17 protein-coding genes are annotated in these 16,338 nt (G+C 70.0%); 6 read left to right on the forward strand and 11 right to left on the reverse strand.

The annotated features are described in order from the left end of the window. Window position 1: 1 nt before the first annotated feature. Both ACWEPL_RS08595 and ACWEPL_RS08600 read right to left on the reverse strand, forming a co-directional pair. Window positions 2–1,573 carry an ABC transporter substrate-binding protein gene (locus ACWEPL_RS08595; protein ID WP_452435605.1) on the reverse strand — a complete coding sequence of 524 codons (1,572 nt, stop codon included), beginning with the start codon at window positions 1,571–1,573 and terminating at the stop codon, window positions 2–4. Beyond that, window positions 1,573–2,781 carry a dipeptidase gene (locus ACWEPL_RS08600; RefSeq protein ID WP_350741185.1) on the reverse strand — a complete coding sequence of 403 codons (1,209 nt, stop codon included), beginning with the start codon at window positions 2,779–2,781 and terminating at the stop codon, window positions 1,573–1,575. The genes ACWEPL_RS08595 and ACWEPL_RS08600 overlap by 1 nt, the downstream gene beginning before the upstream one ends. A gap of 129 nt (window positions 2,782–2,910) precedes the next feature. Between ACWEPL_RS08600 and ACWEPL_RS08605 the strand changes: the two genes are divergently transcribed. Then, complete coding sequence (locus ACWEPL_RS08605; protein ID WP_355197027.1) at window positions 2,911–3,912, forward strand: ABC transporter ATP-binding protein; 1,002 nt, start codon at window positions 2,911–2,913, stop codon at window positions 3,910–3,912. Further along, entirely contained in the window at window positions 3,896–4,894 is a 999-nt protein-coding gene (locus ACWEPL_RS08610; protein WP_452435606.1) for an ABC transporter ATP-binding protein, read from the forward strand. Before ACWEPL_RS08605 ends, ACWEPL_RS08610 begins: the two co-directional genes overlap by 17 nt. Before the next feature lie 42 nt (window positions 4,895–4,936). Here the strand turns inward: ACWEPL_RS08610 and ACWEPL_RS08615 are convergent, their stop codons facing one another. The 4 genes from ACWEPL_RS08615 to ACWEPL_RS08630 all read right to left on the reverse strand — a co-directional run bounded on the left by ACWEPL_RS08615 (window position 4,937) and on the right by ACWEPL_RS08630 (window position 7,705). After that, on the reverse strand, window positions 4,937–5,902 hold the full coding sequence (locus tag ACWEPL_RS08615; protein ID WP_449911064.1) for a metallophosphoesterase: 966 nt from the start codon (window positions 5,900–5,902) through the stop codon (window positions 4,937–4,939). 88 nt (window positions 5,903–5,990) lie between these two features. Then, window positions 5,991–6,218, reverse strand: a complete 228-nt coding sequence (locus tag ACWEPL_RS08620; RefSeq protein ID WP_350741191.1) for an aldehyde dehydrogenase family protein — start codon at window positions 6,216–6,218, stop codon at window positions 5,991–5,993. 57 nt (window positions 6,219–6,275) lie between these two features. Further along, window positions 6,276–6,470, reverse strand: a complete 195-nt coding sequence (locus ACWEPL_RS08625) for a ferredoxin (RefSeq protein ID WP_452435607.1) — start codon at window positions 6,468–6,470, stop codon at window positions 6,276–6,278. A 14-nt stretch (window positions 6,471–6,484) separates the two neighbouring features. Beyond that, window positions 6,485–7,705 (reverse strand): cytochrome P450, encoded by a 1,221-nt coding sequence (locus ACWEPL_RS08630; RefSeq protein WP_452435608.1) that lies wholly within the window; start codon window positions 7,703–7,705, stop codon window positions 6,485–6,487. Between the two features lie 300 nt (window positions 7,706–8,005). On the opposite strand from ACWEPL_RS08630, the gene ACWEPL_RS08635 reads away from it, so the two are divergent. The 4 genes from ACWEPL_RS08635 to ACWEPL_RS08650 all read left to right on the forward strand — a co-directional run bounded on the left by ACWEPL_RS08635 (window position 8,006) and on the right by ACWEPL_RS08650 (window position 10,175). Beyond that, on the forward strand, window positions 8,006–8,647 hold the full coding sequence (locus tag ACWEPL_RS08635; protein WP_363968049.1) for a TetR/AcrR family transcriptional regulator: 642 nt from the start codon (window positions 8,006–8,008) through the stop codon (window positions 8,645–8,647). A 113-nt stretch (window positions 8,648–8,760) separates the two neighbouring features. Beyond that, the gene (locus ACWEPL_RS08640; RefSeq protein WP_452435609.1) at window positions 8,761–9,516 is read left to right on the forward strand and encodes an SDR family oxidoreductase; all 756 of its coding nucleotides are present in this window, start codon (window positions 8,761–8,763) and stop codon (window positions 9,514–9,516) included. A gap of 13 nt (window positions 9,517–9,529) precedes the next feature. After that, window positions 9,530–9,667, forward strand: a complete 138-nt coding sequence (locus tag ACWEPL_RS08645; RefSeq protein ID WP_452435610.1) for a hypothetical protein — start codon at window positions 9,530–9,532, stop codon at window positions 9,665–9,667. A gap of 85 nt (window positions 9,668–9,752) precedes the next feature. Next, window positions 9,753–10,175, forward strand: coding sequence for a nuclear transport factor 2 family protein (locus ACWEPL_RS08650; protein ID WP_452435611.1), 423 nt, complete (start codon window positions 9,753–9,755; stop codon window positions 10,173–10,175). A gap of 4 nt (window positions 10,176–10,179) precedes the next feature. On the opposite strand, the gene ACWEPL_RS08655 is transcribed toward ACWEPL_RS08650, so the two are convergent. The 5 genes from ACWEPL_RS08655 to ACWEPL_RS08675 form a co-directional block, all read right to left on the reverse strand. Next, complete coding sequence (locus ACWEPL_RS08655) at window positions 10,180–11,181, reverse strand: LacI family DNA-binding transcriptional regulator (protein ID WP_355197013.1); 1,002 nt, start codon at window positions 11,179–11,181, stop codon at window positions 10,180–10,182. 38 nt (window positions 11,182–11,219) lie between these two features. After that, window positions 11,220–12,299, reverse strand: a complete 1,080-nt coding sequence (locus tag ACWEPL_RS08660) for a glycoside hydrolase family 172 protein (RefSeq protein ID WP_452435612.1) — start codon at window positions 12,297–12,299, stop codon at window positions 11,220–11,222. 11 nt (window positions 12,300–12,310) lie between these two features. After that, window positions 12,311–13,108 carry a carbohydrate ABC transporter permease gene (locus ACWEPL_RS08665; RefSeq protein WP_192783722.1) on the reverse strand — a complete coding sequence of 266 codons (798 nt, stop codon included), beginning with the start codon at window positions 13,106–13,108 and terminating at the stop codon, window positions 12,311–12,313. Then, entirely contained in the window at window positions 13,098–14,045 is a 948-nt protein-coding gene (locus tag ACWEPL_RS08670) for a carbohydrate ABC transporter permease (RefSeq protein ID WP_355197007.1), read from the reverse strand. Before ACWEPL_RS08670 ends, ACWEPL_RS08665 begins: the two co-directional genes overlap by 11 nt. Before the next feature lie 198 nt (window positions 14,046–14,243). Next, window positions 14,244–15,593: an ABC transporter substrate-binding protein gene (locus ACWEPL_RS08675; RefSeq protein ID WP_363968036.1), complete on the reverse strand. Its 1,350-nt coding sequence runs from the start codon at window positions 15,591–15,593 to the stop codon at window positions 14,244–14,246. Window positions 15,594–16,338 lie beyond the last annotated feature (745 nt).

Raw genomic sequence — 16,338 nt, forward strand, 5'->3', positions numbered from 1 at the left:
ATCAGCCCGCCGGCTTGGCCGCGGCGAGGGAGAGCGGGTTCAGGATGGACAGCAGCTCGCTGGGCATCGGCTTGAACCCGGTCCACTTCGTGGAGTGCGCGATGTTGAACGTCTCCACGTACAGGACGTTGTCGTAGACCTGGTCGTGGATGATCCGCGCGGCCTCCTGGATCGGCGCCTTGGCGTCGGCGGGGCTGAGCGCCCGCTGCGCCTGGTCGATCAGGTCGTCCAGCTTGGGGTCGCTGACCTGGGCGTAGTTGATGAACCCGCCGGTCTTGAAGGCCAGCCCGAGGTTCGCGGGCGGGTTGTCCATGACGGCCCACGAGCCGGCGTAGATGTCGAAGTCGCGCTTGAGCGTCTTGTCCAGGTACGTGTTGCGCTCCAGGCCCTGCAGCTTGATCGTGATCCCGGCCTTCTTCGCCGAGTCGCGGACCATGGGGGCCCAGCGGGCGATGTTCGGGTCGGCCTGGTCGTAGACCATGCTCAGGCTGAGGTCGGTCACCCCGGCCTCGGCCAGCAGCTTCTTGGACTGCTCCGGGTCGAAGACGTACTCCTTCGAGGACGGGTCCACGTAGTCGGGCAGCGACGGGGTGAGCACGCTGGAATTGGAGGACTTGGCGAAGCCCTTGAGCGCGATGTTCCTGATGGCCTCGTAGTCGACGGCCTGCGCGAGCGCCTGCCGGACGCGGACGTCGTCGAGCGGCTTGCGCTTGGTGTTGTACTGCAGGTGCGCCCAGCCCAGCGACGGGATCTGCTGCAACGTGACCTTCGGGTCGTTCTTCAGCTCGGTCGCGGTGGCGGGCGGCAGCACGTTGCCGATCAGGTCGATCTCGCCGTTGCGCAGCGCGAGGACCTCGGTGTTCACGTCGGGGAAGACCCGGAAGACGATCTCCTTGACGGCAGGCGTGCCGGGGCCGAAGTCGTCCACGCGCTGCATGATGTAGCGCTGGCCGCGCTCGACCTTGGTGAGCTTGAACGGCCCCGCGCTCACCCAGTCGGCGTCGTTGGCGAACTTCTGCACGCTGGGCGCCTTCTCGAAGACGTGCTTGGGCACGACCGGCAGCCAGAAGCCGACGTTGTCGAGGAAGGTGCCGTCAGGGCGTTTGAGGGAGAATCGCACCTCGGTCGGCGAGACGGCCTCGGCCTTGTCCAGCGCGGTGATGAGCCCGGCGACCACGCCGAACTTCTCCTTCTGCACCGTCGTCACCGAGAACACCACGTCGTCGGCGGTGACCGGCTTGCCGTCGGACCACTTCATGTCGTCGCGCAGCTTCACCGTGGCGGTCTTGCCGTCGTCGGAGTAGGACCACTCGGTGGCCAGGTACGGGACGCGCTTGCCCGACTCGTCCATCTGGGTCAGGTGCGGGTACATGAGGTTGGTGACCCACGAGTCGGTACGGCTGTTGCCGACCAGGGGGTTGTAGTTGACCACGTCGGCGGTCGTGCCGATGGTCAGCCGGTCGGCGTTGGCCGGCGGCGCGCTCTGGGACGACGACGACTGTCCCGGCACGCTAGGGGCGCAGGCCGCCGTCGCGATCGCCAGCGCGGCGAAGACGAGGATGGAGCGTCTCATCAGAACCAGACCTCTTCCAGCACACGCATGACGTTGCCGCCGATGACCTTGGTGATCTCGTCGTCGGAGTAGTCGTGGGCGACGAGCCAGGAGATGATGTTCCAGAAGCACTCGGCCGGGTTCTCCAGGCCGTCCACGTAGGCGACCTTCTCGTACGGGGTTCCCGCGTGCGCCTCGTTGAGCGACAGGTGCTCGGCGAAGGTGTCGTGCAGCCCCACGTGGTCGCCGAACAGCGTGTCGGGGCCGAAGGCGACGTGATCGATGCCGACGAGGTCCACGCAGTAGGTGAAGTGGTCCATGACCGACTCCAGGCTGTGGCGGGGGTGGTCGGGCGAGAGCGTGGTGTGCGGGGCCGCCTCCAGGCCGATCACGCCGCCGCGCTCGGCCGCCGCCTTGATGACGGAGTCCGGCTTCATCCGGTTCGTCGGCCAGACCGAACGGGCGCCCGCGTGGGTGATGAGGATCGGCTTGGTGGAGTGGCGGATCGTGTCGAGCGAGGTCTGGTCGCCCGAGTGGGAGACGTCGATGGCGATGCCGAGCTTGTTCATGCGGCGCACGGCCTTCTCGCCGAACAGGGTCAGGCCGCCGTCACCGCGCTCCTTCAGGCCGCTGCCCAGGGTGTTGGCCTCGCTGTAGGCGATGCCCATCTGGCGGACGCCGAAGCCGTACAGCATGTCGATCCTGTCGACCTCGTTCTCGATCATCGTGGCCGCCTCGAGAGCGAGCACGAGGCCCATGCGGCCGCCGGCGTGCGCCTCGCGCACGTCGGCCAGGCGCTCGACCTTGATGAGGAAGTCCTGGTGGGCCAGGTCCGACAGGCGCATGCCGATGTCGGCGATCACGTCGTTCCACTTCCAGCCCGCCTGGCTGGTGATGCAGCAGGTGCCGTCCATGAGGTTGTCGAAGACGACCGTCATGCCGGAGCGGGCCAGGCCGGCGTAGCCGGTGTGGTGGCGGGCGGTGCGGTTGTAGTCGACGGTCTGGCCGATGTCGTCGGGAAAGATCGACGGGTGGTCGTGCAGCGACACGACCAGGCTGTCGACGAGCAGGCGGCGGACGCGCTCGGTCTGCTCGGTGGTGAGCTCGGGCCCCTGGTACGCCGGAACCCTGCCGAACTCGGGCGCCAGGTCGAACTCCCGGTAGTCGACGCCTGCTTCCAGGTACTCGTAGGAACGGTAACCCTTATAGCTCTTCGCGGCTTCCAGCACTGGCAATCCCTTTCATCCGATTTCGAGGAAGCTTGCCAGGATCGGGCGTGAAAGGCAATATGAGAGTTGTTTTTCGGCAACTTCGGCTAAGTCGACGCCAAGTTTCGTCACATCTGAGAAAGGGGTGCAGTGAGCGAGGCACCCGTCCTGGAGATCCGCGACCTCCACGTCACCTTTACCGCCCACGGACGCGAGGTCCCGGCGGTGCGGGGCGTGGACCTGACCATCGAACGCGGCCAGACACTGGCGCTGCTGGGCGAGTCGGGGTCGGGCAAATCCGTCACCGCCAAGGCCGTCATGGGACTGCTCGACGGCCCGAACGTCCGGGTGCGCTCCGCGGCGACCCGGCTCGGCGGCCGGGACCTGACGGCGATGTCCGCCGAGGAGCGCCGTGCGCTGCGCGGCAGCGCGATGACGCTGGTCTTCCAGGACGCCCTGTCGGCGCTCAATCCGGTGCTCAGCGTCGGTGACCAGGTCGGGGAGCTGTTCCGGGTGCACCGTGGCGCCTCGCGCAAGCAGGCCAGGGCCCGCGCGGTCGAACTGCTCGACCTGGTGGGCATCCCGGCCGCCGCCACGCGCGTGGACGACTACCCGCACCAGTTCTCCGGCGGCATGCGCCAGCGCATCCTCGTGGCCATGGCCGTGGCGCTCGAACCCGACCTGATCATCGCCGACGAGCCGACGACCGCGCTGGACGTGACCGTCCAGGCGCAGATCCTGGAGCTCATCGACCGGCTGCGGCGCGAGCTGGGCACCGCCGTGCTGCTCATCACCCACGACCTGGGGGTGGCGGCCGAGGTCAGCGACCGGGTGGCGGTGATGTACGCCGGGCGCATCGTGGAGAGCGGCGAGGTCGGCGAGCTGTACGACCTGCCGGCCCATCCCTACACCGACGCGCTGCTGGCCGCCATCCCCGACCTGGACAGCCCGGCCGCGTCGCTGCGCGCCATCCCCGGGGCGCCGCCGAGCCCGGCGAGCGTACCGCCCGGGTGCTCGTTCGCGCCGCGCTGCGCGCGGGCGAGCGAGGTGTGCTCGACCACGCGCCCGGAACTGACGTTGCTGCCGACCGGAACCGGCCGGTACGCCGCCTGCCACCACTCGGAGGAGATGCTCGATGCCGCCCGCGTCTGACCAGCCCGCGTCTGACCAGCCCGTGTTGCAGGCCGTCGGGCTGCACAAGACCTACCGCGGCGGGATGCTGTCCAGGGGCGGGGCCGTGCGCGCGGTCGCGGGCGTGGACCTGGAGCTGCGTGCCGGCGAGACCCTGGGCATCGTCGGCGAGTCGGGCTGCGGCAAGTCCACGCTGGCCCGCATGCTCGTCGGCCTCGAACGCCCCGACCAGGGCGAGGTCACCTTCCGCGGCCGGCCGTTCTTCGCCCGCGGCGGCGTGCCGCGCGACATCAGGCGGCGCGTCCAGATGGTCTTCCAGGACCCGCTGACCTCCCTGAACCCCCGCATGACGGTGCATGACATCGTCGCCGAGCCGCTGCGGGTGCACCGGCTGTGCCCGGACGCGCGCGCCATGCGGGAGCGGGTCGGCGAGCTGCTGGAGCTGGTGGGCCTGTCCCCCGACCGGATGAACCGGTTCCCGCACGAGTTCTCCGGCGGGCAGCGGCAGCGGATCGGCATCGCCCGCGCGCTGGCCACCGAACCGGATGTGATCGTGTGCGACGAGCCGGTGTCGGCGCTGGACATGTCGGTGCAGGCGCAGGTGGTCAACCTCTTCGCCGAGCTGCAGCGCACGCTCGGCGTGGCGCTGGTGTTCATCGCCCACGACCTGGCCGTGGTGCGGCACGTGTCGCACCGGGTCGGCGTGATGTACCTGGGGCGGCTGGCCGAGGTCGGGCCCGCGGCCGGGGTGTACGGGGAGCCGGCGCATCCGTACACGATGGCGTTGCTCTCCGCGGCACCCGTGCCGAAGCCCCGGCTACGCGGCCGGAAGCGGATCATGCTGGCGGGCGACCCGCCGAGCCCTGTCGCGCCGCCACTCGGATGCCGCTTCCACACGCGCTGCTGGAAGGCGACCGAGCGGTGCGCCGAGGTCGAGCCCGTGCTGGAGGCGGTCGGCGACCACTACGCCGCCTGCCACCACGCCGAACGGGCGGGCGGCTGAGCCGGCGGCCCGGAGCGAGTGCTCCGGACCGGCGGCCTTCCTTCAGGAGGCGGGCACCGTCTGGGGCCGCCATGAGAACACCGCGCGCGAGCGGGGCTCGACCGTGACGCGCAGCCACTGGGTCGCGGTGACGCCGTAGGTCTCCAGCCTCGTCAGGTTGGGGACGCCCGCGTAGCCGGGCTCCACCTCGTACACGTGCTCGTCACCGTGCACGAGCAGGACGGGCTTGCCGTACGCCTTGGCACGGTCGGTGATCCGGGCGCGGATCTCGGAGAACCCGGGAGTGTCGGTCGGCTCGGCCTGCATCAGGAGCAGCACACCCGGCGCGTTCGTCTGCCGTGCGGTGTCGAAGGCGGTGTCGATCCAGTCGAGGGCCGCCGCCTTCCGCGCGGTGAACTCGGCCAGTCGCAGGTCAGGACGGTCGCCGCCGGGCAGTTGGGACCACGGCGCCAGGTCGTTCTCGCTGCCGACCACGTGCACGGTCGCGAACACGACGCCCTGCCGGCGGAACAGCACGTTCTCCCTGTAGGCGCTGTGCCGGCTGTCGGACGCCTGGGTCCGCACGCCGATCGAGTTGCGGCCGAGCGTGTGACCGGCCTTCGGGTAGAAGAACGTGCGGACCGCGTCGAGCCGCTCTGTGGGCACATAGCCCCCGGCGGCGGTGCGGTGGCAGTCGGTCCACTCGTTGTCGCCGGGGGTCAGCACGAACGGGTCGTCGAAGGTGCCGAACAGCTTGGCCAGGTCGGCGAAGCGCGCGTCGTCACAGGTGGACGCGCCATCCTTGACGTCACCGGCGTGCAGGACGAAGCGGACGTCCGGGTCGGCGTTCACCGCGTCGACCAGCGCGGGGAACGCCGCCCGCTGGTCGGCGCCGTACGGAGTGTCGCCGAGCAGGGCGAAGCTGAGAGACGGGCCGCCGGTCTCCTGGACATCGGCCGACGCGGGAGTGACGGTGCCGGCGACCAGGGCTGCCATCAGCGCGGCGACGGCAGCGGAAGATTTACGCATGGGACGATTCTCCGCACAGCCTGACAACCCGGACATTACGCCAAGTCGACGAGTCCCCGACGGCTCGCTGACATGGACGTGGCCGACCTCATCCCGGCCATCCTGAGGTCAGGCCGATCGGACGCCACGGGCCGTGGTCGAAAGCGGCGCGGGCGGCGGCCACGGCGCGGTCCATGTCCTCCACGGTCGCGACCGGTACCTCGCCGACGACCTCCTCGCTCGACGGGGAGACGACCTTCAGCACCTCGCCGCCCGCCGGTTTGACCCACTCACCTCCGACGTAGAACTCACGCCGGTACATCAGCCGATCGTCCATGACGCTTGCCTTCCTGCTGGGGGATGGTGGACCCGCATCGGCCCTGGCCGCCTTCGGTCACTCCTCGACGGTGATGGCCAGGGCGGGGCAGACCAGGGCGGCCTGCCGCACGTCCGCCATCCGCTCGGGCGACGGGTCGTCGTTCAGCAGGACCACGACCCCGTCCTCGTCCCGCTGGTCGAACACGTCGTCGGCGGCCATGACGCACTGACCGGACGCGACGCACCTGTCCTGCTCGATGATGATCTTCACGATGTCCTCCGCGGTCACCAGGTGACGGGCAGCTCGTAGGCCCCGTAGACGAACCCGTCGTGCTTGAACGGGATCTGCTCCAGCTCGGCGGCGAGCGCCAGGGTGGGGATCCGCCGCAGGAGGGCGGGGTAGGCGACCTGCAGCTCCATCCGCGCCAGCGGCTGTCCCAGGCACTGGTGCACCCCGTACCCGAAGGTCACGTGCAGCCGGGGGTTGCGCTGGAGGTCCAGCCGGTCCGGGTCGGGGAAGACGGACGGGTCGCGGTTGGCGGTCTCGTTGACCGTGATGATGCCCTCGCCGGCCCGGATGACCTGGCCGGCGATCTCGATGTCCTCCAGCGCCACCCGCCGCAGCCCGCCGTGGGTGATCGTGAGGTAGCGCAGCAGCTCCTCGACCGCCGAGGCGATCAGCTTCGGGTCGTCGCTCCCGCGGAGGAGGGCGAGCTGGCCGGGGTCCCGCAGCAGGGCCAGGGTGCCCAGCGTGATCATGTTCGCGGTGGTCTCGTGGCCGGCGAACAGCATCAGCACGCCCATGCGGGCGGCCTCCTGCCGGGACAGCTCACCGGCCTTGACCCGCTCGACCAGCCCGGACAGCAGGTCGTCGCCGGGCTTGGCGAGCTTCTCGCCGATCAGCCCGTCCAGGTACTCGGCCAGCCGGTGCTGGGCCTGTCCGCGTTCCTCCGCGGTCGAGTTGCGGTTGATGATGGTCCTGCTGTTGGCCTGGAAGAACTCGTGGTCGTCGTACGGGACGCCGAGCAGGTTGGAGATCACCAACGAGGGCAGCGGCAGCGCGAACGCCTCGACGAGGTCGGCGGGCTTCGGGCCGGCGAGCAGCCGGTCGATCAGCTCGTCCGCGATCTCCTGCGTGGCCGGGCGCATCGCCTCGACCCGCTTGACCGTGAACGCGGAGGTCGCCATCCGCCGCAGGCGGGCATGCTCGGGATCGTCCATCATGATGAAGCCGAGGCTCGCCGAGCCCGCCTTGGCCATGCTGTCCATCGTCGCGGCCTCCGCCGGGGAGAGCCGGGGGATGCCGCGCGCGGGCTCGACGCTGACCTTGGGGTGACCGAGCACAGCGCGGTGCTCGGCGTGGCCGGTCACCAGCCACGCGGTGCTGCCGTCCCACAGGCGGACCCGGGACAGCGGGCCCTCCTCCTGCCGCGCCCGCATCGCAGGTGCCGGGTCCAGCGGGCACTTCGCCGATCTGGCGATGTCGTACTCCGGGATTGTCGTCACTGTTTCCTCCTGGAATGCCTTTCAAGCGAGCTTCACGGGCCGTCTCGCGGGCCTGGCCGATCCCCGCACTCGCGTCGGCCGGATGATTTAAATCAACCGATTGATTTAAACTCTAGCGTGGGGCGGATGCCTGTCAAGCCGGAGCAGCCCTCGACGGGACGACCGTCGGTCCGTCGCTTGAATAGGCTGTCCTTCCGTCACGCCTCGCCGGCACGGCCGAGGACCTGCGGCGGCCTGTGGGACCGGGCCGTCGCGGGCTGCGCGAAAGTCCCGGTGCGGTGAATGACGATGATCAGCAAGATGACACGGGACGAGCAGGTCAGCGCGACCCGGGAGGCGCTCCTGGCCGCGGCCGAGCGGCTGTTCGCCGAACGCGGCGTGCACGCCGTCGGCAACCGCCAGATCAGCGAGGCCGCCGGGCAGGGCAACAACGCCGCGGTCAGCTACCACTTCGGCACCAAGGCCGACCTGATCCGCGCGATCGCGCGCAAGCACGCCGAGCAGATCGAGCGCATCCGCGCACGCATGATGGCCGACATCGACGGCTCCACCGACCTGCGCGACTGGGTCGGTTGCCTGGTCCGCCCGCTCACCGAACACCTGGAGACCCTGGGCAGCCCCACCTGGTACGCCCGCTTCGCCGCCCAGGTCATGGCCGACCCCGCGTTCAACGCGATCATGGTGGACGAGGCCCTGACCGCCGCCCCGGTGCTGCGGCTCTTCAGCGACGGCCTGGCCCGGTGCATGCCCGGCCGCCCCGCCGGCCTCCACCGCGAACGCACCACGATGGCCCGCCACCTCATCGTGCAGATGTGCGTCGAGCGGGAACGGGCCCTGGCCGAACACGCGCCCACCTTCCGGCCCACCTGGGACGACACGGCCGACGGCCTGATCGACGCGATCGTCGCGATGTGGCAGGCCCCCGTCCGGGGCACGCCGTAGCTCCTTCTCCCTGCGAAGCAATTTCGCCCGGGCTGTCACAAGCCCGGAGGCTGTCCGGTCTTAGCTGGCGACCGGGTGGCGACGAGGTGGCCCGGCGGAGCGAAAGGATCGCAATGAAGATCGTGGTAATCGGCGGGACGGGCCTGATCGGGTCGAAGCTGGTGGCGAAGCTGGGCGAGCACGGTCACGAGGCGGTGGCGGCGGCACCGAACACGGGCGTCAACACGCTGACCGGCGAAGGGCTGGCCGAGGTGCTGGCAGGTGCGCAGGTGGTGGTGGACGTGTCGAACTCGCCGTCGTTCGAGCGGGCCGCGGTGCTGGAGTTCTTCGAGACCTCCACGGGCAACCTGCTCGCGGCGGAGGCGGCGGCGGGCGTGGGTCACCACGTCGCGGTGTCGATCGTCGGTACGGAGCGGATGCCGGACAACGGCTACTTCGCGGCGAAGATCGCTCAGGAGCAGCTGATCGAGAAGTCGGGCATCCCGTTCTCCCTCGTGCACTCGACCCAGTTCTTCGAGTTCGCCCGCGGCATCGCCGACGAGGCCACGACGGATGGCAAGGTGCACATCGCACCCGTGCTGTTCCAGCCGATCGCGGGTGACGACGTGGCCCAGGCGGTCGGCCGGACCGCGGTCGGAGCGCCGTTGAACGGCAGGGTCGAGATCGCCGGGCCCGAGGAGTACCGCATGGACGAGTTCTTCCGCCAGGCGCTGACCGCCTGGGGCGACCCGCGCGAGGTGGTCACCGACCCGCACGCGCGCTACTTCGGCAGCGAGCTGAGCGAGCGGTCGCTGGTTCCGGAGGACGGCGCCGTCCTCGGCACGATCAGCTACCGCGACTGGCTCGGCCGGAACGCGACCGGCAAATAGCCGGAGGAGGCATGTGAGCCACCCGTTGCACGCAAAGGTCGCCCAGGTCATCGGAGCCCTGGTCGCCGGAGCGTCGTCGGGCATCGGCGAGGCCACCGCGCCGGCCCTCTCGGCGGAGGGGGCCCGTGCCGCGGTCGGGGCCCGGCGCTGACGGTCGGACGACCTGGCGGGTGACCGCCGTGCCCATTATCTCGGAGGTAATCGACGTCCCGTGCCTTTGCCGAGAGGGTTGCGGCATGAGTACTGACACCCGTGACGTCGTGGAGGAGCTGCTGCGCAGGATGGCCAAGGGCGATCATCCTCGCACCGCGGAGTTGTTCGCCGAGCCGGTCGACTGGCAGCTCGACTGGCCCGCCGAGGGGCATCCCGCGGTGCCGTGGATCCGGCCCCGGTCCAGCCGGGCCGACGTGGCGGACCATTTCCGCTCGCTGGAGGCCCACCACGTGCCCGAGCTGAACGGCACGTCGGTGGCGCGGATCCTGGTCGACGGGACGCACGCCGTCGTGCTCGGTGAGATCGCGCAGACGGTACGTGTCAGCGGGGTCGCGTACACCTCGCCGTTCGCGCTGCACCTCACCGTCGAGGACGGGCTCATCACCCGCTACCACATCTACGAGGACAGCCTCACGGTCGCGCGAGCCCTCGGCGGCCGCCGGTGAGCTCTCAGTCGTGCCGGGGGCGGGAGCTTTCGCGGGGGTGCAGTTCCGTCTGCAGCACCATCCGGGCCGCCGGCCGGGCCGGGTTGTCGATCCGGCTGGCCAGCAGTTGCGCCGCCGCCCGCCCCAGTTCGTACGTCGGCTGCCGGACCGTGCTCAGCCCGGGCCGGAACAGCCGGGCCCACGGGATGTCGTCGAACCCGATCACCCCCACCCGCTCGGGGATCGGCACCCCCCGTTCGGTCAGGCACTCCACCGCCCCCACCGTCATGAGGTTGTTGGCCGCGAACACGGCGTCCATCTCCACCCCCTCGTCCAGCAGCGCGGCCATGGCCGAGTAGCCGCCCTCCTCCCGGAAGTCCGCGTGCCGCACCAGGGCACGATCCACCGGCACGCCGGCCGCGCGCAGCGCCCGGTGGTAGCCGCGCAGCCGCCGCATGGCGGTGGACATCCGCCGCGGGCCCGTGATGCACGCGATCCGCCGGTAGCCGGACGACAGCAGGTGCGCGGTCGCCATCTCCGCGCCCTTCTCGTTGTCCACCATCACCGCGTCGACCTCGGTCTCGGCCAGTTCGCGGTCGATGGTGACGACGGCGGTGCCCGCGGCGACCAGGGCGGAGATGTCCGTCGAGTCGTCAGCCGGAGAGATGATCACGCCGGCCATGTTGTCGGCCAGCGCCACCGCGATGTACTCGGCCTCCCGGGCCCGGTTCTCGTCGGTGTTGCACAGGACCACCGAGTACCCGAACTGCCGGCCCCCGTCCTCCACCCCCCGTACCAGGGAGGTGAAGAACGGGTTGCCGACGTCGGAGACCAGCACCGCCCACAACGTCGTCTGCCTGCGCCTGAGATTGCGCGCCACCCCGTTGGGCCGGTAGCCGAGCTCCCGCACGGCCGCGAGCACCCGCCCCGCCAGTTCCGGGTTGACCGTGGAACGGCCGTTGAGCACGCGGGAGACCGTCGCGGCGGAGACCCCGGCGTGCCGCGCGACATCTTGGATCTTGATCAACCTCGTCCGATCTCGGAGACGCGGGCAGGAGAAATCGATTACGCAGGCGGGAACGGCAACCGCTCCGCCACCGGCGCGAGCCCGAACGGCTTGTGCGGCAGCGTCTGGTACCAGTACGCGACCGAGGAGAAGTCGTCCGAGCGCTTGTTGGCGTGGCCGTGCTCGATCGTCACCCTGATGGACTCGGTGAACGTGATCGGGTCCTCGACGTGGAAGCGGTAGAGGGAGATATCGCCGCTCCAGTTGTCCCCGCCGGGCAGGGTGATGCCGTGGTACGGCGCGTGGTAGGTCTGCGTCGGGCACCAGGCGGTGTTGAAGTAGTCCTCGGTGCCGGTGCCGTGCAGCGAGGGCGGGAACGGCTCCCCGTCGATGAAGATCATGTCATCGCCCTCGCCGTACCAGTTCCAGTCGCTGGTCTCGCGCAGGTTGCGGATGTTGAGCACGCAGCCCACGTAGTGGCCGCGCCCCTCGGCGTCGAGGATGACGTAGTTGCCCTCGCCCGTGTCGTTGATGCCCTCGACCTGGTACTCGCGGTTGCTCTGCGTGCCCTGCGGGACCCCGTCGGTGGGCCGCTCGCGCCGCCACTGCGCGTGGAAGTAACCGAGGTCCTCGGCCGCCGAGTCGAACAGCTCGTAGTCGACGTAGTAGTAGAAGAAGACCGGCTCGGCCGACAGCTCGCTGATCAGCTCCACCTTCGCGCGGCTCGCGAACGGCATGTGGAACCACGAGTTGAAGCTCTTGCCGTCCTGCGGGCTCATCTGCAGCGGCGCGGAGACGAAGTTCGCGGTCTTGGCGTGGCCCATGCCGAAGAAGTCGCCGAGCGGCACCAGCACACTGGGGTGCTCCTGGTCGTCCCAGGTGATCTTCAGCACGAGCCTGCGCAGGTAGTCGACGTCCACCGCGTCCGGCACGTCCTTCAGCGGGAGCGCCACCGTGCACCAGATGTGGTTGATCGAGCCGGGGCCCTCGATGTCGGCCAGGGTCACGGTGGTGCCGGCCTCGACGGTCAGCCGGTCCTCGTTGCCGCCCGTGCGGTCGTAGCTGGAGACCCGCTTGCGCCTGGACGACCGCAGGCGGGGCAGGTCACGCAGGCTGCTGCCGTGGTTTCCGTAGCTCATATGATCCTCATTCACTTCAATCCGGAGGTCTTGATCGCCTCGACCAGGCGGCGCTGGCCGAGCACGAACGCGATCAAGGTGGGCACGGCCGCGATCACCGTCGCGGCCAGGACGTAGTTCCAGGCCGAGCCGTACTGGCCCTGGAGGGTGGCGATGCCGACCTGCACCATGCGCAGCTCGGGGTCGCGGGTGGCGGTCAAGGGCCAGAGGAACGCGTTCCAGTTGGCCAGGAAGAACAGCACGGCGAGCGAGGCGAGCACGGGCCGGCTGAGCGGCACGACCACCTGCCACCAGCGCCGGAAATATCCGCATCCGTCGAGATCTGCCGCCTCTTCGAGCTCGCGCGGGATCGTCAGGTAGTACTGCCGTAGCAGGAAGATCCCGAACGCGTGGAAGATCGCCGGCAGGATCAGCCCCGCGTACGTGTCGAGCAGCCCGAGCTGCCTGGCCACCAGGAACAGCGGGACGAGGATCACCGGCAGCGACACCAGCAGCGTGGAGACGATCATCGAGAAGATCACCTGCCGCCCGGGGAAGCGCAGCCGGGCCAGCGCGTAGGCGGCCATCGAGTGCAGCACGAGCGCGACCACCGTGACGGCCACGGAGACGACGAGGCTGTTGAGCATGTACCTGCCGATGGGCACCTCGGTCAGCACGTAGAGCAGGTTGTCCAGGGTGAAGCGGCTGGGCAGCGCCACCTCGAACAGCTCGTCCGCCGGCTTCAGCACCGTCACCAGCAGCCAGACCAGCGGCGCCACCGTGACGGCCGCCAGCACGTACCCGACGAGGGCGCGCAGCCTAACCGACATCGAACCTGCCTCCCTTCGTGAGCCCGAACATCAGCCCCGTGGCCACGACCAGGAACCCGACCACGACCGTGGTCAGCGCCGCCGCGTAGCCGTAGTTGTTGAAGGTGAAGGCCTGCTGGTAGATGTAGAAGACCACGCTGGACGTGCTGTTGGCCGGACCGCCCTTGGTCAGCACGTAGACGAGGTCGAAGGCCTGCAGGCCGGTCACCGCGCCGACGGTCGAGTTGACCAGCACGAAGAAGCTGGTCGGCCGGAGCAGCGGCCAGATGACGTGGCGGAAGCGCTGCCACGAGGTGGCCCCGTCGACGCGCGCCGCCTCCTCGTACTCCTTGGGGATGTCCTTGAGCCCGCCCAGCAGGATCAGCATCTGATACCCCATGAGGAACCAGATGCTGATCACCACCAGCGACCCGAGCGCCAGCGCGGGGTTGCCCAGGAACGACACGTCGCCCAGGCCCACCGGCCGCAGCAGCGCGGGCACCGCGCCCTGCTTGTCGGCCAGCAGGAACTGCCACACCACGCCGACCACGACGAGGCTGATGACGTGCGGCAGGAAGAACATCGTGCGCACCAGGCCGACGCCGGGGAAGTGGTCGCGGACCAGCAGCGCGAGCCCGAGACTGACGACGAACCCGATGGGGACGAAGGTCACCATGTACGTCAGCGTGACCTTGACGCTCTGCCAGAGCTGCGCGTCCTCGGCCATCTGGCGGAAGTTGTCCAGGCCGACGTACGTGTAGCCGCCGAACCCGTCCACGCTGAACAGCGACACGCCGACGGCCAGCACCATGGGGAGGCCGACGAAGACGAGCAGGCCGAGCAGGTCGGGCGCGACGAACGCGTACGCGGCCAGGGCCTCTCTTCTGCGCCGGGTCCACCACACGCGGGGCACGGCCTCGCCGGCGACCGCCGTACCCGGGTCGACCAATGTGGCCACGACTACCGCCTTTCGCTCAGAGGGCCGGTCGCCGGGTGCCGCCGGCGCGGTTTCACTGGGGACACGCGGGCACCTGCCCCCAACCGGACCGTTGCGACGCGACCCTCCGGCCGCGTCGCCGAGGCCCGGCTGGAACATGACCGCGCGCCCATCGCCCGGCCGGACGGCAGCGGCCGTGGGGTTGCGCCCGCGAGGGCGTCAGAGCATGGCCGCACCCTTGTAGCCCTTCAGGAAGGTGTCGATCTTGGCGGCGGCGTCCGCCGCAGCCTTGGCCGGGTCCACCCCACCGAGCTGGGTGGCCTGGATGGCGTCCGAGACGGCCTTGTACACCTCGGGCGTGTAGCGGGGCTCGCCCCGGCCGCCCGGCACCACCTGCTCCAGGAACACCTTGAGCGCCGGCTTGTCGAATGCCCCCGCCGCCTTGGCCGCCTCCTGGACGGACTTGCGGGCCGGCAGGTTCGTCTTGACGACCGTGTTCCACTGCCGGCCGCGCTCGACGCCGGCCGCGTCGGTGGCGCCCAGCGCCCAGGCGATGAACTTGGCCGCCGCCTCCGGGTTCGCCCCCTTGGCGTTGGCGACGAACGCCCACCCGCCGATGTCGGTGGTGTAAGTCCCGCCTTCAGGAACGGGAAGCCGGAACACTCCGTATTTGAAGTCCTTCTTCTCCTGCTCCAGCTGCGACACCGACCAGATGCCGCTCTGCTGCATGGCGACGGACCCGCTTGCGAGGTTCGCCGGGGCGTTGCCCGCGCCGTCGCCCTGCGGCTTGCGCGGCGCGACCTTGTTGTTGACCGCGTCCTGCCAGAGCTTCAGCGCCTGGTGTACGCCGGGCGCGTTGAACCCGGCCCCGCCGTTCCCCGGCACGGCCGAGCCGCCGGCCATCCACATGAACGGGTACCAGGTGAAGTTCTGGTAGTAGCCGGGGATGGTCTCGAAGAGGATGCCGAACTGGTCCTTGGTGGTCAGCTTGGCGGCCACGTCCAGCAACTGGTCCCAGGTCTGGGGGAGGTCGCCCTCGGCCAGCTTCGCCTTCTCGAAGGCGTCGATGCTGTAGTACATGGCCAGCGGCTCTTGTTCCATCGGCAGGCCGTAGATCTTGCCGTCCACCTTGCGCGTGTCCAGCACGCCGCCGTCGAAGTCGGCGATCTGGTCGGGCTTGAGGTGCGGCGTGAGATCGGCCAGTACGCCGCCGTTGTGGTAGCGGAGGAAGTCGCCGGGGCTGAGCAGGAAGATGTCCGGCCCCTGACCGGCGGAGAACGCGGTCTGCAGCGCCGTGCCGGCGAGGTACTCGGAGACGGGCAGGTAGTGGAGCTTGACCTTGACCTCGTTGTTGGCGTTCCACGCCGCCACCAGGTCGGTGAACCACTTGCTCTGCGCGTCGGCCTGCGGGTTGGGGCCGTAGAAGTTCCAGAACGTCAGCTCTTTGGCGTTGCCGGTCTTCCCGCCGCCCCCGCACGCGGACAGCAGCGGTGCCGCCATCGCCGACCCTAAGACGACGGCGCCGCCACGCAGCAGAGATCGGCGGGTCACCCTCTCGAAAGCCGACATGTCGCATCCTCCTGATCTTGCAGAAAGCTCGGGGGGTGAGCAATCGATTTCCCAGAAAGGTAGGCGTCGGGGCGGCCAGCGTCAAGAAGTTCCTGCTACAGCTTGCCGAATCCGGGAATCGATATCTCCCCGAGACCTGCGCCCCCGCTCCGGGCGGCAACCGCCGCCACTATGACGCGTATCCACGCTGAGCAGCCGACCGCCGCGACCGAGCTCCGCCGTTTCGCCGGCACCGGCTCCCAGCGAACCGACCGAGCCGGCGCCGGTCGCCAGCGGGTTGCCGTGGAGGGCGGCGGTCGCGGTGCTGAGCCGACGGGGGGTCACGCGCATGTCCGGTGAGGCGAGGGGCCGAGCTCCGCCGACTCGCCGCCCCGGCTCCTCGGCGGGGTGCCGGGGCAGCGCGGACGCGGTGAGGCGCGGCAAGCGCGGGAGGCGCAGGCTGCCGTTGGGGATGGCCGGCGTGTGGGAGGTGCCCGACGTGCGGGAGGCCGAGGCCGCCGCTGGGGGGTGGCCGGCGGGAGGCCCGGGGCCGCCGCTGGGGGGTGACCGGCGTGTGGGAGGTGCGGACCGGCGTCGGGAGGTGGCCCGTGTTGGGGGGAGGCGCGGGACGGCGTTGGGGGCGACCGGCGTGCTGATGGCCGAGCTCGGTGGTGGACGGGCGTGGGTGAACCGGCGTGGGTGAACCGGCGTGGGTGGACCGGCGTGGTGGTGGTCGGGCGTGGGTGGACGGGGCCTGGGGTGAGAT

Source organism: Nonomuraea sp. NPDC004186 (assembly GCF_053603495.1).